This is a genomic window from Actinomadura sp. BRA 177, from assembly GCF_013372625.1.
Lineage (GTDB): Bacteria > Actinomycetota > Actinomycetes > Streptosporangiales > Streptosporangiaceae > Spirillospora.
Genome location: NZ_JABXFD010000082.1, coordinates 30119 through 47657, shown reverse-complemented (window position 1 = coordinate 47657; position 17539 = coordinate 30119). Strand labels below are relative to the sequence as shown.

Here is a 17539-nt window from a genome sequence, read left to right as displayed (position 1 = left end):
CGGCCTCTACCATGACGGCAGCAGCCGCCCAATCTTCTTGCGTCACAACTCGAAGATCATCGGGCGGCTGTCCTACGTTACGACCGATGCCTGCCGCTCAGGTCACGTTCTACGACTGCCGTACTAGGCTTCGCCCTCATGACCACCCGCGACTCCCTAGCCTCCTGACCCTTCCGAGGGAAGTGGTAGGACATATTGCTGGGCCAGCCCGGCCAGATGCAGCGGCAGAGGCAGGCTCAGTGCCTCCGGATAGTCCGCGGGCTGGCGCAGATGGTGCACGGCGAGCGCCAGAGCCTCCGGAACATCGCCGTCGGACTCGTGGCAGCCGAGCACCGCGAGTTCTACCAGGCTCGGATTCCAGGCCGGCTTGTCGGTGTCCACGGTCAGTTCTCCGGCTCGCGGGCCCTGGGTGAGCCGTCGCCCGCCGAGCTTGTCCGCCACGACCGCCGAGCTTTGGAACTGCACGGGCTTCGGAGTGGTACTCCAGAAAACCCGGCCGCCGCCATGCTGAGGCACCCACAAATGGGACGGGAGGCCGTTGGGACCGTCATCGCGGTTGACACCCCACCACTGCGCGGTCTCCCGGTCCCGGCCGTTGCGGACGCGCACGAGCCGCAGGTCCGGGTCAAGCCGGCGAGCCGGAGCGTGCCCGGTGCGGATGCGGTCGGCCTCGAGCCTTCCGTCCTGCAGCCAGGTCCAATGGGAGCGAGCGTTCTGCGCCTGTGCGAGCAACATGGTCGGCACGCCACGCAGCGAACGTTGCACCTTCTGCAGCCATTCTTCGGTGGCCCTCCGCTGCTCGTCCATGCTCTTCCGCCTGCGCGGCCGCCGAACGGGACCGTCGTTCTCGTCCGCCACGTCCGGCGCCGCGGACGACACGTCGGCATACTCGGTGAGCCGCAGAAGCATGGCTGGATAGGAGATCCAGTCGCCGGCGCCGGCGTCCGCCGCGGCGTCCCACCCCTGGACGCGGGCGGTGCCGTCCTCAGGACCCGGCGTCACGAGCACCGCGACAGGGACGTACCCCGACCAGCGGGTGCGGCTCTTCTGATTCCTCCTGACCATCCAGATCGCCGCGTACCGCATTTCGGCGGGCACTCCTGTGTCGGGGCTCGGCCGCGTGTGGTAGCGGGCGCCGAGCTGACGCAGTGCGTCGTCCCAGGCCATCAGGGCGCGATGCCCGGCGTTGCCGACCGTGTTGTAGCCCTTCACCTTTTTGGGCACCGCGAGGAACTGGGTGAGCACACCGGCCTTGGCGAATCCCAGCCGCAGTGCGAACTTGGGGTCGTGGTGCGGGGTCGCGAAGTCGGCGGCTCGGTCCAGCTCGACCAGTGCGATCGACGGGACGGCACCGGGACGGTCCGCCGCGAGGAACGCGGCCGCCTCGTCCCGCCGGGTCGCGATCGCGGTCGTCACCGTCGCCCTGGTGGGGCGCGCACCGTCCATTATCGGCAGGTCGGTACCGAGTCCGCCGGTCAGCTTCATGCAGCGCAGCCGCACGGTGAGTTCCGGAGTCACCCATTCCAGGACGGCCGGAGTGCCGGGCACGGCGTCCCGGAACTTCGCGTCGGTGGGGTGGTCCGCGTCCACCAGCCCGAGGTGAGTCGTCAGCGCATCGATCGCGGTGTCCCGCATTTCCGGCGTCTGCCAGAGCAGGCGTGCTTCCAGGACCGGCCGCCCGTCGGCGGGTGTGGCGGCATCGAGACAGGTCATCGCGTAGGCGGTGGCCTTGCGCGTGCGTTGGTCCCGGTGCGTCCCCTTGGGAGCGGACGGCGCCGAAGATCCCAGGCGCGTGCGAACACGCTCCGGAACGGGCCGCAACTCGGCCGGCATGGCCGCCTGCGCCCACTCCATGATCTGCGAGCGCTGGTCCGACATGAGGCCTGCGCCGACCCCGTGCGTGCCCATGGCCGTGCTATGGACGACGGCAGCCCTCATGTCGTCGATCAGCCACTTCTCCGGGGAGGCCAGGATCTCTTCGGTGTCCGGGAACGGCTCCGCCAGCGAGATCTTGCGGAGTATCCCGGTGGGGCCGCCGCCGGCCCAGCCGGTCGTCCAGGCCCCGGCTTCCCTGTCCCATCGGCGTTCCAGATGCGCGACGGCGAACCGGTCGGAGACCGGCGCGCCGCGCAGCCACGGCACGCGGGGGCGCAGCAGCACTGTCGACTTCCGGCCCCGGGCCAGGTGCAGCCGTCCGGTCCTGGCGCCGACCCGGGTGGCCCACCGCCGGATTCCGATGTGCAGATGAATGCGGGGAAGCCCGTCGAATGGAACGGTATGCAGCGTGATGTTCAGGACGACCGAGTACCACCAGGTCCGTCCCCGCGTCTCGAACGGCAGCGGTTCTGACACCAATTCGGCCCCCTGATCTTTGGGGCCGCGCGGCACCGCGTGGAAACGCAGCCGGCCGCCGCCGAAGTCGAAGGGCTCCAGCGCGAGCACCCGGCGGGCGACCTGGTCGGTGGTCAGCGGGTACATATGGTCGAGTGGCGCCGCTGTGCCGCCGTCGGTGACCGGGCAGCGCAGGAGCTCCAGTTCGGCGGGACGCCACGACGGCGGCGCTTCGTTCAGTAGGTTCCGGGCGTCGCGCAGGAGTTCGCGGTACTCAGGGGACGTGGCCATGTCGGGGCGCAGGTCGCCCAGCCAGGTGTCGCGGAGCGCCCGGAACGTGGATTCGGGGAGTGGGGCGGTGCCTTCTGGGACGAGAAGCCAGTACCCGGTTTCGCCCCGTCCGGAGAACGGGCGTCCCAGGACGAGGTGATCGGGGGCGAGGGTCTGCAGCACCTGGTCCATCCGATAGGTGGGGACGGTGCGGTACGGCTCCGCGGCATCGGGGCGGCCGGTGTTGCACAGGTCGAGCATCACGTCCCACCACTGCTCTGGGAAGGGCAGCGCGCGGTAGCGCGCCGTGAGGGACGCATCGGGGGAGGCGGGCAGCCATGCGGCGGCCTGAACGCGGTCGTAAACAGGCATGATGAGGCTCCGTCAAGTCCGGTGGGTGATGTTGCACAGCGCGTCGTACAGCGGCTCGTAGAGCAGGCGAGCCAGGGCCGGATCGGCGGAGTCGGCGAACCACGCCGGGTCGGCGGCCGGATCGAAGTAGGGGGTGAGAACGTCGCGCAGCCCCGCGAGGAGGCCGTCCCGCGCGGGTGCGGGACCAGATCGCCTGCCGGGCGCGAGTGCGGCGGCGGTCTTCGGCGCGAACTTGGCGTCGACGAAGACGACGCGGGCCGGGACACCGCCGCGAACGAGCCGCCCGATGACCTGCCACATGGTCACGAGCTGGTCCCATGCGAAGCAGCGCTTCTCCCAATCGGAGAGCCGCGAGTAGACGTACCGGCGTGACAGCAATCGCCGCCACTCCTGTCTGGCCTCGTACCGGAAGTCGAGCCCGGCCCGGTTCAGTCCCGCCGCCTTGCCGACGAGCTCGGTGAACGTCGCGGGCCCGGCCCGGTCGTCCGCTCTGGCCTGGTCGCGGACGAATCGCGCCGTCCAGTCGTTGATGGCGAACACCGCGAGGGACAGGTCGTCGGGGCGGGGATGCGGCCGGGCGAGGAATAGCGCGGTGCCGAACGCGGCATTGCGCTGGGCGTTCAGGATGTTGTGCCCCCGCTCGACGGCCATCAGCGGGGTGACGAGGACCTCCGCGTTCGGGTCTTCGGCGAAGGTCGCCAGGTCGCCGCGGCGAAGTACGCCGACGGGCCCGTCTTGGTCCGCGGGCGCCGCGGTAATGGGCGTGGCAGCGTCGAGGTCCGAGTCGTCGGCCGCGAGGACGCGCACGCGGCCGTACCACCGTTCCATGGCATGTAGCTCGGCCGCGACCGCGCCGGCCTCCTTGTAGCTGCCGACGAGTAGGATCGCGCGGCGGCGGGTGTCGTCCTCGACGAGCATGAGTTCCTGGGCGAGCGGGCTGGCGGATCCGGCCCGGCCGGGGCCGCCGAGCCGGGCGGCCAGGGCGCGCGCCGCGGTGGGACGGGCCTTCGGCGGCGTCCCGGACAAGCTCATCGCGTGGCCTTCGCCGTCGTAGAGGAAACGGGTGGAGAACGTGGTACGGCGGACGGCCGCCAGCGCGCGCTCCGACGGCTTCAGGACCACGCTGACCGGTGCGGTCACGTGCGCGCGTGTGGACGCGCCGGACCAGCTCGTGCCGGACATGAGGACCACATGGGGCCCGGGCCGCCCGGTGCCGGGGCCGCCGCCGAGCTGGGGGAGCGCGAGCAGGAGTTCGCGGCCGACGCCCGCGCATCGGAAGAACCGCAGGGTTCCGCTGTGCCGCCCGTCCTCGTCCCGTTCCCGCTCGTCTGGCAGGTACTGGAAGCCGAGGACGTTGCCCATCGGCGACTCGGGAATGACCGGTGCGTAGTCGAGCGGGGGCCTGCGGGCCAGCTCGTTGCCCGTGTTGTCGAGCCGCAGGGCCGCCTCGACCTGCGGCCACAGGAAGGTGAGCCGGTCGAGCCGGTGGTTGAGCGCGGACAGCAGGAGCATGAACTCCAGCCGCCGGGACGTCGTCTCCACCCAGTCCCCGTCGCCGACTGGCGCGGGCGTGTCGTCCAGCAGTCGTTCCAGGAACGTCCTGGTGCGGGCGCGGGTCTCCTTCATCGAGTCGCTGTGCAGGAGGTCTCGGGCCAGGTCGATCATGCCGTCGGTCGCGGTCCCGTAGGGGCCGCGCCGCCCGAGTGGATCGTCGCGGAACGCATCGAACAGTTCGGTCAGCTCGCGCCGCCGGGCATCGGCAACGGCCGTGACCGGCTCGGGTTCGACCACGTCGTTCTCATACGCCTCGAACAGCGCGTGTTCGTCGGGGACGCCGTAGGTCTCCTCCGGCGCCGTCCGCTTCTGGAACCAATCGGCCAGCAGCTTCTCCTGGAGCGTCCACGGGCTGAAGTAATCCATGTCGGCCCACTGCCGCAGTTCCTCGTCGGCGATCAGCGTCCGGTACAGGACGTCGGTGGCGGTGCTCACCACGCCGAGCGCCGAGTTCCACCGGTTGATCTCGACGTCGGTGAGCGGGAGCCTCGCCCGCCGTGACAGCTCCTCGATCTTGTGGGTGTGCAACTGGTCGAGCCACGAGTCCGGTCCCGGCTGGACGAGCGTCGCGGACGGGGCGAAGATCTGGTCGAGTCGCATCTGCACCGCGTCCGCCTCGTCCACGAACACGATGTCGCTCTGGAGGCAGGCGAGTTCGAGTTGGCGCAGCCGCTCGTCGTTGAGATGCCGCGGCACCGCGCTCTGCACGAGGCTCGCCGGGTTGGCGATCCACACGAGCGCCTCGACCTGTCCCCGTGCGCTCTGATGGCGGGGGCAGGCGCCCCACAGCGGGCACCCATGGGCCTTGCCGAGCTCCTCGCTGGGGACGCGGGGAGATTCCGGCTCGGGCACGCGTGCACGGAACCGCCTCGGCAGGGCATCCTCGGCTTCCTCTTCGGCACCTGGCTCCTCCGGGCGGAGCGAGACGCATGGCGCGTCGGCGTAGCGCAGTGGCCGGCTCGCTTCGGTACCGCGGAGGGCGTCCACCACGCAGACGGTGCTCATCTGGTCGAACCTCTCGTCGTGATGTTCGAGCAGGGAGCCCTGCCCCTGCGAGGCGAGCCGCCGATGCAGCCGCTGGACGTGGTTCTCCCGGGTGCTCGCGCCGAGCACCGGGACGGCGGGCACGCCGATCCCGGCCAGCAGCGCGCTGAGCCGCAGTTGCTCCGCCACGTCACCGACGACGAGAGTGGTGCGCAGCGGCTTGGCCAGCCGCGCCGCCCAGACCGCCACCAGGATCATCAGCGTGCTCTTGCCCGCCCCGACCATGCCGGCCATGTGCACGAGGCCGTCGAGGCGGAACCGCTCCCGTTCTGTGAACGACTTTCCGTCGTCGTCGCGCAACGCGATGTGCACTTCCGAAAGGCGGCTCTCCCAGTGGCCCGGCTTTTCGACGTCTTCGTCGCGTTCACGGGCGTCCATCCACCGCGCCGTTTCGAGCAGGTCGCCTCGGGCGACGGTGAGGGGAGAGCCGTCCCCGTGCCGGCTCGCCGCCAGGTCGTGTCCGGTCGGGCGCGGCCGGACGAGTTCGGCGGGAACCGTGACCGAGGCCATCCGCCGCCGCTCGACGAAGCTGCTGCGTCCGGCCGGGGCGAGCTTGAATTTCTCGGAGGCGAATGGGGGCAGAGCGTTCAGCGCGGCGTCATAGACGGTGAACCTGTCGTCGGCGACCGTCAGGCTCAGCCTGCGAGGCTGCTCCTTGGGCGGCACCTCATAGGCGCGGAGCCTCTCGGGGAAACGTCGGTAGGTCTCCAATGCCTGGACCCACGTGCGGTGACGCCGCAGCGTCCAGAGCAGGTGCCTGCCGGAGGCGAGGGCCGTTTCGTCCTGCTCCGTCACCGCGAAGCCCATGGCGCGGGCGAAGGGGTAACCGCCGAGCAGCGTGTACGCGCCTTCACCCGCCTCGCCGGGAGCCACCGTCTCCAGCAGTCGCAGTGCGAGCTCGACCTGGCAGAACAGGGACGGCCTGGTCTCCTGCAGTTCGAGCGGCAGTGCGCTCCAGTGGCGTCCCAGATCCGCGGCGATACCCCGGTACCAGGTGGTCCGATCACGCATGCCGGTCTCCTTCGGGCGTTCGGTGACGGCGCAGCAGTTCGGCAGCGAGTCGGACCAGGTCGTCGTCGGTGAGCAACCGGACGGCCCGGGCCCCGGCCGGCCGGTTGCGCTCGAACGCGGCGACGTACCCGGGGCGATCGGCGACGCGATGCCGTGGCACCACCCAGAACGCCTCGTCATAGGGCGGTGTCGGACGGACGGGACGGGCCGCCAGCCCCAGCAGCCGCGGACTGGCCCAGTCCTTCACGTCCACCGCCCACACCATCCCGGACGGGAAGGTGACGTGCAGGTCGTAACTGTCGAATCCCGGCCACATCCGTACGGTCAGGCCGAGTTCGATGAGCGCACGCGCCAGGTCCATCTCGGCCCGGCCGGGGCCGGTGACGAACTGGCGGAGTGGCCGCCGCAGCTGGAGGACTTCACCGATCTCCTCCGGGTACAGCAGCCGGCCGACCGGCGGCGGCCCCTGGCGGCGGCAGCGGTCCCGCTCACACCACCACGTCCCATCACGGGTTGGTGTGAGCAGAGTGCGGCACCGGCCGCAGGTCGCGTAGGCACCGTCGTGCAGGTAGCTTGCCGGCACCGGTTGGTAGATCCAGCCGATGAGGTCGCGCACCGGCTGCATCAGCAGGTCAGCGGCCACCTCGAACGCCTCGGCGGACGTGAGCACGGGCCGGTCGACCAACAGTTCCCGGAATGCGCTGTAACTCTGCTCCTCGCCGTACTCCTGGCATATGCGCAGGGCCGTGTGGATCACCTCCCGGTCGAGGTGCTCCCCGGCCGTGTCGGGGCCGCGCTTCGCCCATTCGTGACACAGCTCCGTCGGCCGGGCCGAATCGCCGTCAAGGAGCCGGTCGTCCGGCCCGACCGTGTCGTCGGGGAGGTCGAGCGGCCAGTCCGACAGCGGCCGGTTCGCGCACCAGTCGAGCAACTGAGCGAGGCTTTGCGGTGGGTCGGCCCCGCGCAGCAGGCAGGTGAGCACGGTCCGGTCCAGCGCGCGCTGCGCCTCGGCCGGGTACGGCATCGCGAACGCGTCGAGGTCGGTCATCTCCTCCAGGTCGATGAGGCCCTTGGTGAGCGTGTGCAGCAGGACGACGCCGTCATGCGGGGCCCAGCCGGTGGGCTCCGGGCTGTTCGTGGTCATGTTCGATTTCCGTTCGTTCGGGTTCGCCCGGCCTCGCACCAGGCGAGCGCCTCGCAGCTCGTGCAGTGGCCCCCAGGGGACGGGGCGTAGGTCTCGTCCGACGCCCAGGGCTCGGCGAGCCGGGCCACGACGGTCCGCGCTTGGGCCAGCGTCGGCTCGTCGAACGGGTCGATGACCTCGCAGGCCGCCCCGTGCTCGTAGAGGACCTCCAGCTCGATGCGCGATCGTCGGGGGTCACCGCCCAGGACGCCAGCCGCCATCAGGACGACCGCGAGGGCGAGCTGCGGATAGTTCTCCAGCAGCGGCCGGCCCTCCCACAGCGGAGCGGCGGACGTCTTGGTCTCCCGCCACACCCAGCCCCCGGCATCGCTGTAGAGAAGGTCGGGATCGGCGATGACGACGGCGTCGGCCACCGGGTCGTAGGCGGTAAGCCTCGGCTGGGCCCGGACCTGCTCCCCGGCCGGCAATCCGTCCAGCGGGCAGACGCCGCGATGTTGCGCCAGCATCCGCAGCGCCGGACCCGTCTCGCCTTCGGCGAGCCCGGGCAGCGCCGTCGGCGGCGGCAGATCGCGGCAGCCGCGCCCGGTGCGCTGCCCGCCATGTCGTTCGTTGAGGACGGCGTCCACGGCCCTGCCGCGGCGGATCGCAAGGTTCTCCGGTTGGCGCGTCTTGAGGTGGAGCACGCGCGTAAGGTGAAACCTGGCCGGGCAATCGTCATGAACCCGGAGATCCGCGGCCGAGACACTCCGCCTTCTCCGCGGCCGGGACGGTGCCGGAACCTCCAGCAGGCCGGGCGCGCGCGTCGGCTGCGCGCAGCCGGCCAGGCACTCGCAGTTCACACAGTCGGAACCGGCGTTGAGTTCCGTGCGTCCGATCAGACGCCTCAGCACCGGCTGCGCCAGCGACTCGTACCGCCGGGAGACCTCGTGCGCATCCCAATCGGCGAGCACTCGTACCTCGCCGTCCCCGCATCCGACCGCGATCACCCTGATTCGGGCGGGAGCGGCCGCATGCCCGCCGACCTCCTGGTACGGACGGCCGAAGCCGGACTTGGCCGCGACGCCGGACAGTGCCACGGACGCCGCGGCGGCGATCTCCGCGGGAGCACGATCTTCCTTGACCGAGTTCACAGATGGCAGCCACAGTTCCCGTACACCGCCGTCCGCGGAGACGTAGCGGCGCCCCCACGCGGTGCGCTCGTATCGGCGCGCCCCCCGGGCGTCGGCCGCGGCGAGCTTGCTGATCGCCACCCACTCGTCCCGCACAGGGAAGGTGGCGGGATGGCCCGCCGCCCGGCGGGACTCCTCCTCGGCCGTGCGTGCCGCCAGGTAGTTCGTCACGGCGGTCTCCGCCCAGGCCCGGTGGGACGGGTGGCAGTTCCGGAACGTCCAGGGCTCCGCGAGCGCCGCGCCGACTTCTTTCTTCCTGTGCTCGATGAGATCGAGCACGTCCATCACCGGCTTGAGCGCGAAGTCGACGACCGGCTTGCGGCGCACGCGGTCCGGATCGACCACCAGCGGCCGAGCACGGACCGACCGTCCGTGCGGGCAGCCGCGCGGCTCGTCCCGAAGCAGCGGCAACCCGACCCGGACGAGCCCGGCATCACCCTCGGTGCCCGGAGGTAGCTCGCTCACGCCCGCTCCTCTGTCAACTGTGAACTTAGTTAAGTCGTGTGTACGTCGCCTAGTGTGCCACACTGCTTACCGAGATCGGGATGGAAATCGACAAGGCCACGTCACGGGGAGAAGACATGGAGCCGAACGATCTGCTCCAGGGCAGGTTCCGGGTGGAAGAGTTCCTCAGCAGCGGAGGCATGGGCGAGGTTTGGACCGCGCGGGAGGAGAAGACCGGCCGCCTGGTCGCGGTCAAGATCCTCCGTTCCCCGCGCGTGAGCGCGGGACGGCGGTCCAGGGGACGCAACAAGCATGTGCAGATGCTGGAGGACCGATTCGAACGCGAATGCAGTCTGCTCCAGCGGTTCAGGCATCACCGGATTCCGCGCCTGCTGTCGCGAGGCAACGATGGTCTCGACCCCTACCTGGTCATGGAGCACGTGGACGGCGTCCACATGGACGAGTTCCGTCGGCGGCACACGCTGTCTCCCCGGGCCGTCGCCGCACTCATGACACAGCTCCTGGAACCGATCGCCTATGCGCACGCCAACGGCGTCGTCCACCGGGATATCAAGCCGCACAACGCGATCGTGGCCAAGGACGGCAACGTCTACCTGATCGACTTCGGTATCGCCTTCCTCACCGACCCGGACGCGACCCGCTATACCGAGGACGGCCACACGCCCGGAAGCCTCGGCTACCGAGCCCCCGAACTGATCAGGTCGAGCGACCCCGTCACCTTCGCGGCCGACCTCTACGGCGCCGGAGGCGTCATGTTCCTGCTCCTCACCGGACGGCCTCCGTTCCTCGAACGGTCCGACCGCAGCTACGACGATCAGCACCTCTACGACCCGCCGCCGCGCGTCAGCGAATTCGTCGACCACGTGGACCCCGCCATCGACGCGATCGTGGATCGGATGCTGGCGAAGGCCCCAGAGTCCCGCCCGACGGCCGAGGAGGTCATCGCGGTACTGGCGCCGCATCTGCCGCAGCCCGGAGACGCGGCCCCCAACCCCGCGCTCGACCCGGACCCGACGCTGCCCTTCCGCAGCCCGGACGGCCGTGAACGTCCCGCCGAGACGGAGCGGGCACCCCGCCGCGGCCGGGGACGGCGCCGTCCGGAAGTGGATCGCCCGAGCCGCGACGAATACGACGATCTCATTGCTCAGGCCGCCGACGAGATCGAGGCGGGCGAACCAGGTCCGGCTACCGAGCGGCTGGACGCGACGCTGGAGGAGGCCCGGCGCGCCTGGGGGATCAGCTACCTGCCCATCGCGCGGGCGTGCCTGCGCTGCGGGGACGCGGCCCGCCTCGAAGGCATCATCGCGCGCGCCAGGGCCCGCTACCGGGACGCCGAGCGGCAGGCGGCCGGCAACCAGACCCGGGAGGGGATGGAGATCTTTCTGGAGGCGCGGATCGGCCTCGCCGAATGCCTCATACCCGAGGACCACGTCGATGAGGCCGTTGCCGCCTGGTCGGCCGTCGCCCGTGACGTGCTGGCCCTCGTCCCCGTCCCGGCCGTACTTGTCCGACGGTTGCGGGAGGTCGCGCTCGAACTCCAGGAACGCGGCCGGGGGCGCGAGATCCGGGCACTCCTGGACCGGCTTCCCGGCGCCTAGGAGCCGCCTGGGCGCAGGTGTCCGGCCGCGAGGAGCCCGCCGAGCGTGTCGCCGAGCGCCGTCCCGGTCTCGGCCAGCGCGCGCAGCGTCCCCGTGAACGCGGCCAGCTCGCGGAAGAGCTCCCCGTAGTGCCGCTGTTCGTCCAGCGGCAGCCGGGGCACCTCGAGACGCCGGATGTCGATGCGGGACGACGTGGACGCGTGCCCGCCGGCGCGCCGCGCGTTCGCCGGCGTCCGCAGGCAGCCCGCCAGGTACCAGGGGTCGAGCTGCTCGGGGTCGGGACGCACGGCCATGAGTTGCGGGCCGAGGACCACGTGTTCCGGCTCCTGCACCCAGGCGTCGAAGGCGCGCTGGGCGCCTACCACGACGATGTCGCCGGGCTCGGCGACGGTGAGCTCGGTGTCCGGGAGGTCGCGAGTGTCGACCCAGTTCCGGGCCTGGTCACCGGTCATGAGGTCGTGCATCGAAAGGAACTGCACCGCGTCCTCGGGGCGGTCGCCGCGGCCGAGCAGCTCGTCCGGCACCGGACGGCCGGGCCGGATGGTCACCGCCCCGGCCCGTTCCAGCTCGGCGACCGACACCGAGGACAAGGGGACTCCGGAGGACGGTTCGATTGCCGACAGCATCCGGCTGAGTTCGGTCACCCGATCCAGACGCACGTGGAATCCTGTCCACGCGTTCCGGAGTTCGGCGCCGGATGTGGCCGGCTCCGCGTCGGCGACATGTCGTGCGGGCGACAGGTCCACGTCGCCGCCGAGCAGTTCGATCGGGGGGAGCACGCGGGCCGCGTCCACCTGTTCGCCTTGCAGCGCGGCCACGGCACGGTCGCGGACGGCTTCCCAGCCGATCACGGCACGAGTGCCGGACGATGTCGCACGGCAGTCGCCGGTGTCCACCAGCAGCACGCCATCATCGGTGCCCGTTTCAGGCGGTCGGCGCACCACCCAGAGGTGCAGGCCGACGCCGTAGGGGGCCGCCGCCCCGACCGGCAGTGCGACGACCGCTCGCAATGCCCCAGTGCGCAGCAGATTGGAGCGGATCCGGCGGCCGGCCCGGCGCGTCGCCACGGTGGGGGGCAGGAGCAGGACGCCCGCCCCGTCCGGTGAGAGAGACGCGATGACCTCCTGCACCCACGCCAGTTCGGACTCCGAACGCGGCGGAAGCCCGAACGCCCAGCGCGGGTCGGTGGCCAGTTCCTCCTGGCCCCAGTCGCGTTCGTTGGTCGGCGGGCTGCACAGCACGACGTCCATCACCGCGTTGGCGTGCGTACCGCCGCGCAACGAGTCCTCGGCCTTGACCTCGACCCGCCGATTGCCATTCTCGATGCGGAGCCTGGCGGCGGCCACTGCGGCGATAACCGCGTCCGAGTCCTGTCCGACGAGCCGGAGCCGCGAGTTCTCCCATTGCCGGGCCGCCGCGAGGAGTAGTGCCCCCGTTCCGCACGCAGGATCCAGGACGGTTCGAACCTGCCGGGTGGCCGCAGCCGCGATCTCGGCCATCACCGCGGCGAGCGGTTCCGCCGTGGTGGCGATCTGCCGGACGTGAGCGGTCAGCCAGCGGTCGAGGAGGAACCGGAAGACCTCGGCGGTCCCCTCCTCCCGCGCCACCACCCGGGAGTCTTCGAGCAGTGCTTCTTCAGCCGGGTTTAGCTGCAATTCCGGCGCTACGAGGTTCCTGTCACCGTCGCCGAGCCCGAGGGCGGCGATGACTCGTCCCATGGCGTCTCGGTCGCCGAGCGCGTCGAATCGCGGCCACAGTCGTTCCAGCGGGCTGGCGGGTGATTTGAACCGGTTGTTCGCGCGTAGCCAGGTCTCGACTTCCGGCAGGGAGAACTGCGGGCTGCTGTCGGTCCCGCCAATGGGGGCGGGAAAGGTGTCATGGCGCCGCCGCCAGTTGCTGACGGCGGCCCGCCCCACCCCGGCGATGCGCGCGATCTCGGCGAGGGTCACCGACACCGCCGGCTCGTCGGTCTCCGGCATCCGTCCTCCACGCGCGGTGGGATCGCGCGGTCTGTCGCAGCCTGCCGGTCCTTCCGGCGTTGACTGAGTTTACTGGTCGACCCCCCAGGGAAACCGTCGCCCCCGGTCCAAGATCGCGACCGAATTATCAGTCCAGAAGGTCATCGATACACAAATCGCATGAATTCGATCATGACCCTCAGAATGACGCTGCTCATCGCTAGGGTGTCAGGGTGCTGGGATGTGGGCTTGAGCTATGGGAACGTTCGATCTTGCGTCACCTGCTCAGCGCGAAGCTGTCCGAATTGCACGGCAATGCCTTCGAAGAGTTCTTCCATGACGTGATGTCTGCCCGATTTGACGGCTACCTCGCCGTGGCCACCCATGGGAACCTCGGCGACCTCGGCGCGGACGGGTTGATGCTCCACGAACGGCGGCTCTACGCCTGCAACGGACCGGAGGTCGACAAGCCGGCGAAGGTGGGCGACAAGGTCAAGAAGGACTTCGCCAAGGCTATGAAGAAGCGCGGCGGCGACTTCGACACCTACGTGTTCGTCCACAACAACCGCAGAGGAATGCACCCGCAGGTGAGCAAGGCCCTCAGCGGCCTGCGGAAGGACAACCCCGGCATCACGTTCGAGAATTTCGGCCACCGGCGCTTCTACAACGAGTTCTGCCGCTTGGAGCGGCACCGGATCGAGGACCTCCTCGGCCCCCTCCCCGCGCGGAAGGTCGTCACCGGCGTCGCCCTGGAGGACGTGCTGCCGCTCCTGAAGCACCTGGCCGAGGAGCGGCGTCCCACCCGCGGCCTGTCGGACATCCCCGTGCCGTCCGCCAGGAAGATCGAGTACAACACCTTCTCGCCGGACGTCGAGGACCTGCTGAGGCAGGCGCTCAAGTACGTCCCGTGCGTGCACACCTACTACGACAACTGCCGTGACCCGGGTGAGCGCGACGAGGTGGCCGCAGCCTTCAGGGACCACTACGAGATGCTCGCGGAGATACACGACTCGCCGGACGACATCTTCGACGAGCTCGAGTGCTACATCCTGGGCAACGAGCGCGCGGACTTCCGGATGAGCTTGAACGCCCGGGTCGTGCTGATGTACTTCTTCGAGGAATGCGACATTTTCAAGCTGCCGCCTGACGGCTGGCCGTCCGTCCCGGAGCCCAGGAGCGAAGGATGATCGTCCCGACCAAGGGGATCGCCCCGCAGCGGGCACTGCTCGCCGTGGGCGCGCAGATCGTCCTCGCCACGGGCAGGCAGCCCGTCACGATCACGCAGGCGTGGCGGCGTCTCCTCACCTGGCGGGAGGAGAACCGGCACAAGGCGCCGATTCCGTTCTGGTGGTTCGCTCTCGCCTTGGACGTGCTGTACGCGCTCGGCCTGGTCGAGTTGGACGCGGAGAGCGATCTCCTCATCTTCAAGGCCAGGCCCCATGTTCCATAGGCTCGGGTCCGACGACGAGCGGTTCAAGACCCTGCACTTCCAGCGGGGGCTCAACCTGGTCCTTGCCGAGCGTGAACGCCGGTCCACGGACACCGACAGCCGCAATGGGACCGGGAAGACCAGCATGGTGGAGCTGCTCCACTTCCTCCTCGGCGCGACGACGCAGCGGACATCGGTATGGGCGCACAAGGCACTGACCCGGCATACCTTCGAGCTGCTCATGGACTGGCCGGGCAGGCACGATCTCGTGAAGATCCGCCGCGGCCCAGCGAACCCAAAGGTCTTCCTCCAACCGGACGTCACTCGCCGATCACGAGAAGAGCAGCTCTGGGCGGACGAGTTCGCCGGCGACGTGTCGCTCAAGGAGTGGCAGTGGGCCATCGAACGTGATCTCTACCGAGTGCCCTCCCCGGAATCCCCGGTCAGCGGGCGCACGATGCTGTCCTTCGCCATACGTCGGGGTCTCGACGGGTTGCTCAGCCCGATCGCCTCGCACGCCAGACAGTCCGCTCAGGACGCGATGGTCAATCTGAGTCACCTGTTCGGTCTCGATGTCGGGCTCGCCGAGCAGTACCGGACGCTCGCGACACAGGACTCGACCCGGAGGAAGCTGGTACAGGCGACCAAGGATCCGGTCTGGGGGAAGATCGTCGGGCGCTCCGCGGAGCTGCGCGGCGAGATCGGTGCCGTGGAGCAGCGCGTCCGGGAGTTGCAGGAGCAGGTCAAGGAGTTCCGGGTGCTCCCCGAGTACGAGAACATCCGGGCGGAGGCCGACGAACTGGAGCAGGAGATCCGTCGGCTGCGGGACCAGGACACGGTGGACCGCCACAACCTTCTCGAGATGCGCGAGGCCACCGCCGACGTCGCCGAACCCGATGGCCGCTATCTGGAGGAGGCGTACGAGCAACTTGGCGTCCTGATGGGCCAGGAGGTACGGCGGCGATTCGAGGACGTGCGCGCCTTCCACCAGACGGTCGTGCGCAACAGGGAGCGGCAACTGCGCGACGAGGTCGCCCGCGTTGAGGAGCGTCTCGCGGAACGAGCAGGTGAACGCGAGCGCCTCGGCGAACGCCAGTCGGCACTGCTGACCATGCTCAGCGAGGGTGGTGCACTGGACGCCCTGACGGCACTTCAGCATGTCCTCGCTCAAGAGCAGGCGCGCCTGGAGGCGTTGCGGCACCGCTTCCAGGCGGCCCAGACCCTGGAGGCCAGCCGACGCGAGATCGAGGGCAAGCGGATCGAGCTCGAGACCGCCACGGCCGAAGACCTCGAGTACCGCGCATCGCTCACCTACGAGGCGAACCGGCTGTTCAACGTCTACGCGCGCCGGCTCTACAGCGACGCCCGCACTCCCTATCTCGCGTTCAATCCCGGCAAGCAGAAGATCCAGATTGAGGCGCACATCGATACCGACAGCAGCCGCGGCGTGCACAACATGGTCATCTTCTGCTTCGACCTCGCTCTTGCCGTCATCGCGCATCGCGACCGACGCGGGCCCGACTTCCTCGTCCACGACAGCCACCTCTACGACGGCGTGGACGCCCGGCAACTCGCCGCGGCGCTCGCGCTCGGTGCCGAGGTGGCCGAGGAGGAGGGCATGCAGTACATCGTCACCATGAACTCCGACGACCTGACCAAGGCAGAGTCCGAAGGGTTCAGCCCGGCCGGTCACGTCCTGGAGCCGCACCTCACCGACCAGCCCGACGGCGGCCTCTTCGGCTTCCGCTTCTAAGCCGCGATCCGGCCCCACTGAAGCCACAGACCCATGGACATGGTCCTACCAGGTGGCCGAGCAGACTGCATGTAGAGTACACGGTCCTGTTTGAACGCCACCCATGTAGGAAACCTGCATGAACAGGGCTAGGATGGATTCAGATCCCGACTCTAAGGGGTTGGCATGTTGCTGAGGTTTCGCGGAGCGAACCACAGGTCGTTCCGTGACGAGTTCGAACTCTGGACGGCCGCGAGCCGGTTCAACGTAGGTTCCGGCCGCCCCGCGGGCTTGGCCGCCGACCCGGAATCGGCATACTTGCCGACCGTAGTGATCTATGGGGCCAACGCGTCCGGCAAGTCCAGCGTCCTCCATGCCATGAGATGGATGCGGCGGGCGGTACTGGGGTCGGTGGACAAGTGGTCGTCCCTGGCGGCCATCCCCCGCGAGCCCTTCGCTCTCGATCCGGACGCGCGCGACGAGACCTCGCTGTTCGAGGTCAACATCGTCCTGGACGGTGACCGCTACGTCTACGGGTTCGAGGTGTCCGACGAGCGGGTCGAGTCAGAGTGGCTGCACGCCTACCCCGAAGGGCGGTCTCGCAGACAGGTGTGGTTCGAGCGGGACGCCGACAGCAAGGACCCGTTCAAGTTCCCGGGTGAGGGTCTGAAGGGGGATAAGGAACGTCTTGTCCCGAGGACCCGCCCCAATGCACTGTTCCTCACCGTGGCCGCCGCGTTCAATCAACCGTACCTGAGCCCGATCCACGCCTGGTTCAGGCAGAACCTCTGGTTCGTCGCGCCCGGCGAAGGAGAAAGTGTTCTTGGCGGGTTCACCGCGGAGAAGCTCCGTGATCCAGCCACCACAGATCGGATCATCAAGCTCCTCAAGGTCGCCGATTTGGGCATCGACGGGGCCGAGTCGGAAGTGGTCGACGGCCGAACGCGGATCCGGCTGCTGCATCGAGGCAAGAACGAAAGCGTTCCGCTGAATTTCCACCTCGAATCTCAAGGTACTCGAAGCTGGTTCGCGTTCCTCGGACCGATGATCGAAGCGTTGGACAAGGGCGCGGTTCTCATGTTCGATGAACTCGACGCCAGCTTGCATCCGACCCTTGCGGCGGAAGCTCTGCGCATCTTTCAAGATCCGCAAGCGAACGAGAACCACGCACAGCTGATCTGTGCGACGCAGGATGTAACACTGCTGGGCAACCTTCACCCGTTCCCACCGCTTGAGCGCGACCAAGTACGCCTCGTCATCAAGGACCGGCTGGGGAGGTCGGAACTCTACCCGCTGACCGATGCGCGCCCTCGTAAGGACGAACCGCTTGACCGTCGCTACCTGGCCGGCGGCTACGGGGGTGTTCCACGAGTGACCGCCGGCGAGGCGGCCGACGCCTTGAGCTCGGACGAGGCAGAGGTCTGCGCATGACCTCCAAGGGTAAGAATAGGAAGCGCGGCGC

Annotated in this window: 10 protein-coding genes; 5 read left to right on the top strand and 5 right to left on the bottom strand. The window is 69.4% G+C overall.

The annotated features are described in order from the left end of the window. Positions 1-156 precede the first annotated feature (156 nt). The 4 genes from HUX53_RS01860 to HUX53_RS01845 are packed head-to-tail and all read right to left on the bottom strand — an operon-like array spanning position 157 to position 9360. Positions 157-2973 carry a DUF3962 domain-containing protein gene (locus HUX53_RS01860; RefSeq protein ID WP_176401433.1) on the bottom strand — a complete coding sequence of 939 codons (2817 nt, stop codon included), beginning with the start codon at positions 2971-2973 and terminating at the stop codon, positions 157-159. 12 nt (positions 2974-2985) lie between these two features. Further along, entirely contained in the window at positions 2986-6582 is a 3597-nt protein-coding gene (locus HUX53_RS01855; protein ID WP_176401432.1) for a hypothetical protein, read from the bottom strand. Beyond that, positions 6575-7726 (bottom strand): hypothetical protein, encoded by a 1152-nt coding sequence (locus HUX53_RS01850; RefSeq protein WP_176401431.1) that lies wholly within the window; start codon positions 7724-7726, stop codon positions 6575-6577. The genes HUX53_RS01855 and HUX53_RS01850 overlap by 8 nt, the downstream gene beginning before the upstream one ends. Beyond that, complete coding sequence (locus tag HUX53_RS01845; protein ID WP_176401430.1) at positions 7723-9360, bottom strand: PD-(D/E)XK nuclease family protein; 1638 nt, start codon at positions 9358-9360, stop codon at positions 7723-7725. Before HUX53_RS01845 ends, HUX53_RS01850 begins: the two co-directional genes overlap by 4 nt. 116 nt (positions 9361-9476) lie before the next feature. Here HUX53_RS01845 and HUX53_RS01840 point away from each other — a divergent pair, with 116 nt between their 5' ends. Beyond that, positions 9477-10958: a serine/threonine-protein kinase gene (locus tag HUX53_RS01840; protein WP_176401429.1), complete on the top strand. Its 1482-nt coding sequence runs from the start codon at positions 9477-9479 to the stop codon at positions 10956-10958. On the opposite strand, the gene HUX53_RS01835 is transcribed toward HUX53_RS01840, so the two are convergent. After that, the gene (locus tag HUX53_RS01835) at positions 10955-12937 is read right to left on the bottom strand and encodes an N-6 DNA methylase (protein WP_176401428.1); all 1983 of its coding nucleotides are present in this window, start codon (positions 12935-12937) and stop codon (positions 10955-10957) included. The two genes, HUX53_RS01840 and HUX53_RS01835, sit on opposite strands and share 4 nt — an antisense overlap. A 251-nt stretch (positions 12938-13188) precedes the next feature. On the opposite strand from HUX53_RS01835, the gene HUX53_RS01830 reads away from it, so the two are divergent. The 4 genes from HUX53_RS01830 (at position 13189) to HUX53_RS01815 (ending at position 17508) form a co-directional block, all read left to right on the top strand. Continuing rightward, positions 13189-14103, top strand: a complete 915-nt coding sequence (locus HUX53_RS01830) for an ABC-three component system protein (RefSeq protein WP_176401427.1) — start codon at positions 13189-13191, stop codon at positions 14101-14103. Further along, complete coding sequence (locus tag HUX53_RS01825) at positions 14100-14366, top strand: ABC-three component system middle component 6 (protein WP_176401426.1); 267 nt, start codon at positions 14100-14102, stop codon at positions 14364-14366. The genes HUX53_RS01830 and HUX53_RS01825 overlap by 4 nt, the downstream gene beginning before the upstream one ends. A gap of 124 nt (positions 14367-14490) precedes the next feature. After that, a complete protein-coding gene (locus tag HUX53_RS01820) occupies positions 14491-16098 on the top strand; it encodes an ABC-three component system protein (protein ID WP_255204826.1) in 1608 nt (535 codons plus the stop codon). A gap of 165 nt (positions 16099-16263) precedes the next feature. After that, positions 16264-17508, top strand: a complete 1245-nt coding sequence (locus HUX53_RS01815; protein ID WP_176401424.1) for an ATP/GTP-binding protein — start codon at positions 16264-16266, stop codon at positions 17506-17508. Positions 17509-17539: the final 31 nt, after the last annotated feature.